General features: G+C 48.1%; 10 protein-coding genes. All 10 read right to left on the bottom strand.

Annotated elements, in window-relative coordinates; genetic code table 11:
- Nucleotides 1-383: 2Fe-2S iron-sulfur cluster binding domain-containing protein (locus J4G02_13995; protein MCE2395686.1), on the bottom strand; the 383-nt coding region annotated here is incomplete at its 3' end.
- Between the two features lie 140 nt (nt 384-523).
- Nucleotides 524-2002 carry an NADH-quinone oxidoreductase subunit NuoF gene (nuoF, locus tag J4G02_13990; GenBank protein MCE2395685.1) on the bottom strand — a complete coding sequence of 493 codons (1479 nt, stop codon included), beginning with the start codon at nt 2000-2002 and terminating at the stop codon, nt 524-526.
- Nucleotides 2003-2025: 23 nt separating this feature from the next.
- The gene (locus tag J4G02_13985) at nt 2026-2547 is read right to left on the bottom strand and encodes an NAD(P)H-dependent oxidoreductase subunit E (GenBank protein MCE2395684.1); all 522 of its coding nucleotides are present in this window, start codon (nt 2545-2547) and stop codon (nt 2026-2028) included.
- 104 nt (nt 2548-2651) lie between these two features.
- Nucleotides 2652-3344, bottom strand: a complete 693-nt coding sequence (locus J4G02_13980) for a carboxypeptidase regulatory-like domain-containing protein (protein ID MCE2395683.1) — start codon at nt 3342-3344, stop codon at nt 2652-2654.
- Nucleotides 3345-3355: 11 nt separating this feature from the next.
- Entirely contained in the window at nt 3356-4552 is a 1197-nt protein-coding gene (locus J4G02_13975) for an NADH-quinone oxidoreductase subunit D (protein MCE2395682.1), read from the bottom strand.
- A gap of 64 nt (nt 4553-4616) precedes the next feature.
- Nucleotides 4617-5192, bottom strand: a complete 576-nt coding sequence (locus J4G02_13970) for an NADH-quinone oxidoreductase subunit C (GenBank protein ID MCE2395681.1) — start codon at nt 5190-5192, stop codon at nt 4617-4619.
- A gap of 21 nt (nt 5193-5213) precedes the next feature.
- The gene (locus J4G02_13965; GenBank protein MCE2395680.1) at nt 5214-5693 is read right to left on the bottom strand and encodes an NADH-quinone oxidoreductase subunit B; all 480 of its coding nucleotides are present in this window, start codon (nt 5691-5693) and stop codon (nt 5214-5216) included.
- Nucleotides 5684-6031: an NADH-quinone oxidoreductase subunit A gene (locus J4G02_13960; GenBank protein MCE2395679.1), complete on the bottom strand. Its 348-nt coding sequence runs from the start codon at nt 6029-6031 to the stop codon at nt 5684-5686. The genes J4G02_13965 and J4G02_13960 overlap by 10 nt, the downstream gene beginning before the upstream one ends.
- Nucleotides 6032-6221: 190 nt before the next feature.
- Entirely contained in the window at nt 6222-6671 is a 450-nt protein-coding gene (locus J4G02_13955) for a hypothetical protein (protein MCE2395678.1), read from the bottom strand.
- A gap of 7 nt (nt 6672-6678) precedes the next feature.
- Nucleotides 6679-7452, bottom strand: coding sequence for an SDR family oxidoreductase (locus tag J4G02_13950; protein MCE2395677.1), 774 nt, complete (start codon nt 7450-7452; stop codon nt 6679-6681).
- Nucleotides 7453-7837: the final 385 nt, after the last annotated feature.

Genomic DNA, 7837 nt, shown 5'->3' with positions numbered 1-7837 from the left:
CACTCACCCGCTTGGTCACAGACGGGGCAATCAAGTGGATGGTGAACGAGCAGAAACTCAAGAATGTCTTCCCGCGCTTTCTTTACACGCGGCGAATCGGTCCGGACAATAAAGTCGTATTTCCCATCTAATTTTCGATCCGGAGGGGCAGTACGCACCGTAGTTGTGCAGCCGGTTGCAAGTTGACGATCTGGAACAACCTTGCCCGCAGGCGGAAAGAAGACATGGGGCTCCACAAGGCACATACGGCAGTTTGCCGGACGGGTCAACCCCGGATGGTAACAGTAGTGCGGCACTTCAATGCCGTGTTGTCTTGCAGCCTCAATGATATTAGTTCCGTCTTCAACTTCAACCTCAAGGTCGTTCAATTTAATGAATGCCATGATATCCTCATTATGCAACGCGTAAGGTGTGGTGGTACGTTCTTACATTGAGTGTTTCTGTCAGGTCAGCCTTCAGTGTTATTTTGAGATTTGTGAAAATTGTTTGGTTGAAAAAGGCTAGCGCAGTGAAAACCAGTATCCTATGTCGGCGCTTCAAACAGTCTTGGGACTATCCGCTGCTGATAAGCGTAATTCTCTTCCGGCGGCACCGTCGCTTCTTCTACCGGCAATGTCACCAATTTCCCCTCACGGATTGCAGCCTCAAACTCTGGACGGAATTTCCGCAGATAACTCACAGCAGGCCATGAAACCGCGATCCCAAAGACGCAGATGGTATTCCATGTCATCGTGTCCACATTTGCGATGTTGTTTGCGACGCTCTCTAACAGGTCAAGGTCTTCGTAAACCTCTTCCATCTCACCGGTATCACCCCATCTGCCGCCCTCTGCAATCCCAAACTTAGGTCGCTGAATCGTTGTTTGCCGCCCCTCACCATCGGCGATTCGTTGCACAATGTCTCGCACCCAAGGCGTTCCCCAACGGCACGGCGTACACTGCCCACACGATTCATGTGCGTAGAATTTCATGATGTTGAGGAGACAATCGACAATGTTCCGCGTTTCGTTCATGACGATAATACCGCCAGAACCGAGCATCGATTTCCAGAGCGTCAATGAGGTGAAGTCGAGGCGACATTCCAATTCATAGTGCGTCAGAATCGGCGCAGAACTGCCGCCGGGGATGACAGCTTTTACGCGCTCACCCTTGACACCGCCCGCAACTTCGATTAACTCCTCGGCGGTCAAACCGAGATCGAGTTCATAGACGCCCGGCTCGTTCACATCCCCACTGATACAGTACAGTTTTGTCCCTGTATTTGGATCCGATTGTGGTGGATCAAATCGGGTATCCCCATAGGTGCGTCCCATGCTGGTATACCATTCGACCCCGTTCCCCATTAGGAAAGGCAGGTTACACAGTGTTTCCACATTCTGGACAACTGTTGGTTTATGGAACAATCCTTCAACTGCGGGGAAGGGCGGTTTCACGCGTGGTTGCCCGCGTTTTCCCTCAAGAGATTCAATGAGTCCTGTCTCTTCGCCACAGATGTACGCTCCCGCTCCCGGGTGGGAATAAATATCCAAATCAAAGCCACTCCCTTGGATATTTTTTCCGAGATAACCTTGCTGATATGCTTCTTCGATGGCGGCATCTAACATACGCTTACCGAGTGTGAATTCCCCACGAATGTAGACATATGCGGTGCTAATACCCATGGCGTAGCAACAGATCAAGATACCTTCTATCAACAGGTGTGGGTTCTTTTCCAGAACGTAGCGGTTACTAAAAGTACCCGGCTCACTCTCATCGGCGTTACAACACAGGTAACGAGGCTCAATATCTCTGGGCACAAAACTCCACTTTAGCCCGGTTGAAAACCCTGCACCGCCACGCCCCTTCAGCCCAGATTGCATCACCGCATCGCAAATTTCTTCCGGCTGATACTCCTTGATTGCCTTCTCGAAGTGTTTATAACCATCGTACTGACGAAATACATCAAATGTATTGATGTCTGGTACATCCAGATGTTCGTAGAGAATACGTCTTTCTTGAACCATGAGTCGTAACCTTAAATTTGCCCCTACTCTAAGCTATCCAAAACCTCATCCATCTTTTCCGGAGTGAGGTTCTTATACAAGTCATCGTTAACCATTACGACAGGTGCCACATCGCAAGATGCCAGACACTCTGATTTCAGTAAAGTAAATTTCCCATCCGGCGTGGTTCCTTTTGCCAAGTCTGTTTCAGAAGCGACATCTATATCGAATTTTTGTTTGATATGCTCCAACACCAATTTGCAATCTCTTAACGCACAGGGGAGGGTGTAGCAAACGCGGATAACATATTTGCCAACAGGTTCCTCGAAGAACATTGGGTAAAATGTTACCACATCTTTAACCTTCATCACCGGCAATTCCAAGAGTTCAGCGACATGCTCCATCACGGCAGGACTGATATAACCTGCCTGTTTCTGTGCCAGATGCAGTGTGGGGAGCATTGCGGCTTCCTTCACCGGATAGCGCTGAATCAGTTTATTAAACTCCCGTTGATTTTCCTCTGAAAACTGGAATGGCGTTTCTATTTGAATCAGTTCATTGGACATCTGCTCATTCCTTCTGAGAAGAAGTGACTGGACTAAAAGTGTGTTGCGTCAGCTAAGTATCTATAATCGCTATTATCCGTGGAGAGTGGACACCACCACCTCCGTTAGTCCGAGGGTCGATCGCGCAAACCCACAACAATCGCTATACCAACAATCAAGACCACAGCGACCCCTAAACAGATAAGTAACAGCCAAGGAGGTTCTGCTTTGATCGTTTTTAGAGGCACATAATGCTCCCCACCAGCAATAACTGTGACCGGTTTGCCAGTACGATCTTCATATCCAGCCTTGTAAATACTCAGAAGATAACGACCAGGAACCAAGCCGACTATCCTGAACTCTCCATTGCTAGCTGTTTCACCTTCAGTTTCGAGTCCGTTGGCAGCGACGAGGACAACTCGGACCCCTTCGATTGGGAGCTGCGTTGTTGAGGGATTAACGACATTACCACGAACTGCTCCCGTTTCTGCATGTTCAGCTGTCCTTAGCGACACATCGTGGTTACCACCAGCAACAACTGTAACCTGTTTGCCAACAACATCCCAATACCCATCTTTATAACAACCCAACAGATAACGACCATGTGCTAAACCGACCATCTCGAATGCACCATTGTTATCTGTCTCTGCTACAGTTTCGGATCCGTCAGCATTGACGAGAACAACTCGGACCCCTTCGATTGGGAGCTTCGTCGTTGAGGTATCAGTGACATGACCACGAACTGCCCCTGTTATTAGGTTTTGAGAAAAAACAGTCCCGGAGATGAGCCACGAACAGCATAATAAAAGAAGGGTCAACCGTATTAATATTATCGATCTAATTCTCCGGCAATAATATTTAGGCTACCTAGTACGGCGACGATGTCTGATACCATACCGCCTTCAATCATGTGAGGCAACGCCTGAAAGTGTATAAAACTGGGTGGACGGATACGAATTCGATACGCCTTACCGCTGCCGTCACTGACGATGTAAAATCCTAGTTCACCGTTCGGGGATTCGGTAGCACAATAGACTTCACCCGCAGGGGGCTGGACCCCATGTCCATCCATAATGATCTTGAAATGGTGGATCAAACCTTCGATATTTCCGTAAGCGTCCTCTTTCGTCGGGAGACTAATTTTGTAGTCATCCACGTTGACAGGTCCATCAGGCAGGTTATCCAGCGCCTGCTGCACAATTTGACCGCTCTGAATCATCTCTTCCATGCGCACGAGATAACGATCATAAACATCGCCGTTGGCACCCACCGGAACATCAAAATCAAACTCCTCATAGCAGGAGTACGGTTCTGCTTTTCGCAAATCCCAATCCACTCCAGAGGCGCGCAGACATGGTCCGGTAAACCCGTAATCAATTGCGTCTTCGGCTGACACTACCCCAACCCCTTTGGTGCGGTCCATCCAGATACGGTTTCGGGTCAGCAGCGTATGAACCTCTTTCAAGGTTTTTGGAAAGGTACTCAGGAACGTCCGGACATCTTCCTCAAAACCGTCGTAGATATCTCTCATCAGCCCTCCGACACGAGTATAGCTGGTGGTCAAACGGGCACCGGTGGTTTTCTCGAAGATGCTGTACAATTTCTCCCGTTCTTCAAAGCCGTATAGCATCACTGTGAATGCCCCGAGGTCTAATGCCCCCATACCGAGCCAAATCATGTGATCTGCGATGCGGGAGAGTTCGGCAAGAATCACACGAACGTATTCACAACGCTCCGGAACTTGGATATCTAGCAGCTTTTCCACAGCGAGTACATAACCGAAGTTGTTAGACAACGGTGAGAGATAGTTCATCCGGTCAGTTACAACGATATACTGATTATAGTCGTGGTGCTCTCCTAGCTTCTCAAAACCGGTATGCAGGTAACCGAGATGAGGTGTTGCTTTCAGGACGGTTTCACCATCAAGTTCTACGACAATTCTAAGTGTGCCGTGAGTGGCCGGATGCTGGGGCCCGAAATTCAGGGTCATCGGTTCGCCGGGCACTCGATTTGAATCTGTATGCATCTCTTTTTCTCCAATGGAGAGTCGGGATTGTCTGCTGATAATTGACAGACCAACCTAAAGGGTATTACACATTCTGTTCTTCAAAGTTAAAGGTCTCGCGTTCCCCGCGACCACGCAAGGGATAATCCTTACGAAGCGGATACCCTTCATAATCATCGGGCATCAGGATTCGGCGGAGATCTGGATGGTCCTCAAAGGCGATCCCGAACATATCGTATGTTTCGCGCTCTAACCAATTCGCTACCTTCCAGATCGATGCCATTGAGGGGATACTGGACTCTTTTTCATGAACGGGAACTTTGACACGCAAACGTTCTTTTCTCTCCGTTGAAAGCAGATGATAAACGACAGTGAACCGTGCATAGTCGTGTTTTATCAAAACATCTTCCATCAAAGAATAGTCAACCGCTGTGACATCAGCAAGGAAGTTGTATGCGAGTTCTGAATCGTTTTTCAAAAACGCCATCAACTCATAGATGTCCTCTTTTCGCACTGTAACTGTCAATTCACCTCGTGCGTCAGAAACGTCAAGAATTGCATCAGGGTATTGTTCTTGAACTTTTTGAACGATAAGCGGCTGCTGTTCTTCAGCAGTTACTTCCCCGTCTGCATCGGGATTTGAAACCTGCTCTTCACTCATTGGGTTTACCTCTAGGTCGTGTTAGCTCGCAATCGCTCCACTCTGCCTTTTGGGGGAGATGCTTTCTTGTTCCACAATCCGTTGAATCTGCAGCACAGCGTCAATGAGATCTTCAGGACGCGGTGGGCACCCGGGGAGGTAAATGTCAACGGGAATGAACCCATCCACGCCTTGTACTAAGGTATAGGTATCAAAAACACCGCCAGTCGAAGCACATGCCCCCATTGAGATAACCCACTTTGGGTCGGGCATCTGGTCGTAGATTTTCTTTAAGACCGGCATCATCTTGATGGAGATGCGTCCCGAAACAATCAACAAATCAGATTGGCGCGGCGAAAATCGAATCGCTTCTGCCCCGAAACGTGAGGTTGCCATCATTTCAATGGCACAGCAGGCAGTGCCGAAGGGCATTGGCCAGAGGGAGTTTTTTCGCCCCCAGTTCACAAACTTATCAATAGTGGTGGTGAATATATTATCTCCAAGTTGACTTTCTAATCCCACGATAGACCGCCTTTCTTCCAAGCATAGATGTAACCTAAAAAGAGAATACCGATGAAGACCAGCATTTCGACAAGGATAAAATAACCGCTGCTCTCTATGAATTTCTTAAAGACAACTGCCCACGGATAGAGGAAAACGACCTCAATATCAAAAATGATAAAGAGCATCGCAATGAGACCAAAGCGGATGGAAATCCGTTGCCGAGTATCTCCGACCGGTTGGACGCCAGATTCGTAAACGGAGAGTTTGGATTGCGTTGATTTTTTTGGCCCAATCAGATGGGTCAAGGCGAGATTTACTGCCGCAAAACCGATGGCAAAAACGAGTAACAACAGTATTTTTCAGCCAAAAATAAGATTATTGAATGTCGGTTGTGAAATGTTTCACATACTCAAGCCAAAAAAGAATGGGCTTCATTTCCAGCCCACTTTACTTTATTCAAAGGGGTCTAATTTTCCAAAAGATTATTATTTCACATTTTGAAAAAAGTGTCAAGTCTTTTTTCGGCAAAAAAGCATAAATTCTTAGCTAATCATCCAACATAAGCAGCGGACGGTTATACCGCGCTCGAATCCGATTTATCATAGATAGCACCCGTGGACGCGCAATAATCTTGCGTTCTACCCTTTGCTTACCGGGAAAATCGCAAAGGATGACACCAACAAGCGCGCTCAGAATACCTGGTCCCGGCGTAAATAACATGACGAATCCGGCAATCAGAAAGACTGCACCACACACATTTTTCAGGAGGCGCAGAAATAGACGTAGAATCGGGTTCTTTATACGGCTCACCCGTTTCTTCCGAGTGAAATAGTCCGGCGGTAACGAAATAAGCAGCATCGAAATACTCGCAAGCGTCGCAAAAGTTGTAACGATAATGATTACGGGTAAAATGAGCAAAAACCACAGCCAGTGAGTTTTAATGAATTCAATCACGGATAATTCTTCGTTTCTTCGCATCGGTTTCTGTGTAGCCAACCAACGCTCATCGACGGGCAACCGCACCGCCATCGATTGTCATGATATCGCCACTTATATAAGCTGCCTCATCAGAGGCGAGGAATAGCACCGCACCGATATAGTCCCATACAGTTGCACGTCGGTCGAGTGGGGGGCCGTCGGCTGGAGCGGAAAGCAAATCCGGCAAGGCGTCATCCTGTGGCAGATTCTGTGGGGAATTGATACCTGTGGGCGCACCGCCGCCAGGAGCAATTGCATTGACAGTAATCCCATAGGGACGCAGTTCAAGGGCAAGACTACGGGTCAATCGATTCAATGCCGCCTTGCTGACACAGTAACTAAGAACACCTTCGTGGGACTCTTCTGCATAAATTGACGAGTTATTGATAATGCGTCCACGAATCCCCTGCTCGCGCATTACTTTCGCTGCGGCTTGAGCGCATAGGAGACACCCTGTAACGTTGACAGCCATGACGCGATTGAAATCTTCAGCCGTTATTTCAAATAGCTTACCCCTGCCCAGAATGCCCGCATTATTGAACAAAATATCCAATCGCCCGAATGTTTCAACGGTGGTGTCAACAGCTGCTTGCACCTGTTTAGGAACAGTCACATCTAACGGTATGGTGATTGCTTGACCGCCTTCGTTTTGAACCTCTGTGGCAACCGCATCGGCCATCCGTCCGCCCGCAACGACAACAGCTGCACCTTCGCGTGCAAATGCCAGACACGCTGCCCTGCCAATTCCAAGCGGACCACCGCCGCCTGTTACAAAAGCGACCCGGTTTTCAAAGCGCATCTTTACCCTCCATCTTATTATGTCAACAGACCGTCGTTATAATACCACGCAAGACCGCTGAGGTGCAATCAAAAATGATGGTAATTCGTTGACGTTTTGATAGCAGTGTGATAGGATAACGCAAGTTACTAGTAGGAACATATTGTTGTGAACTCTGATCTTATCGGGGACCTGTATGCCGTAACCCTCTTCCTCGTAGCCACAGATTGCCTAATCTGTGATCGGGGCGTAGAGCCCCGATGAATCGGGATTTCCGCTTGCGCTGCAACCTGTCTTCAATGAAATTCCCGATATATCGGGATGAAGTGAACCAATGAACCAACAAGCCCTATTGGGGCGATAGGTATGTGGGACTATAACGCAACTAGCAACTTAGGTTAGGATA

Source organism: Candidatus Poribacteria bacterium, from assembly GCA_021295755.1.
Classification (GTDB): domain Bacteria; phylum Poribacteria; class WGA-4E; order WGA-4E; family PCPOR2b; genus PCPOR2b.
The sequence above is the reverse complement of the archived record's forward strand: the minus strand, read 5'-3'. Positions and strand labels throughout refer to the sequence as shown.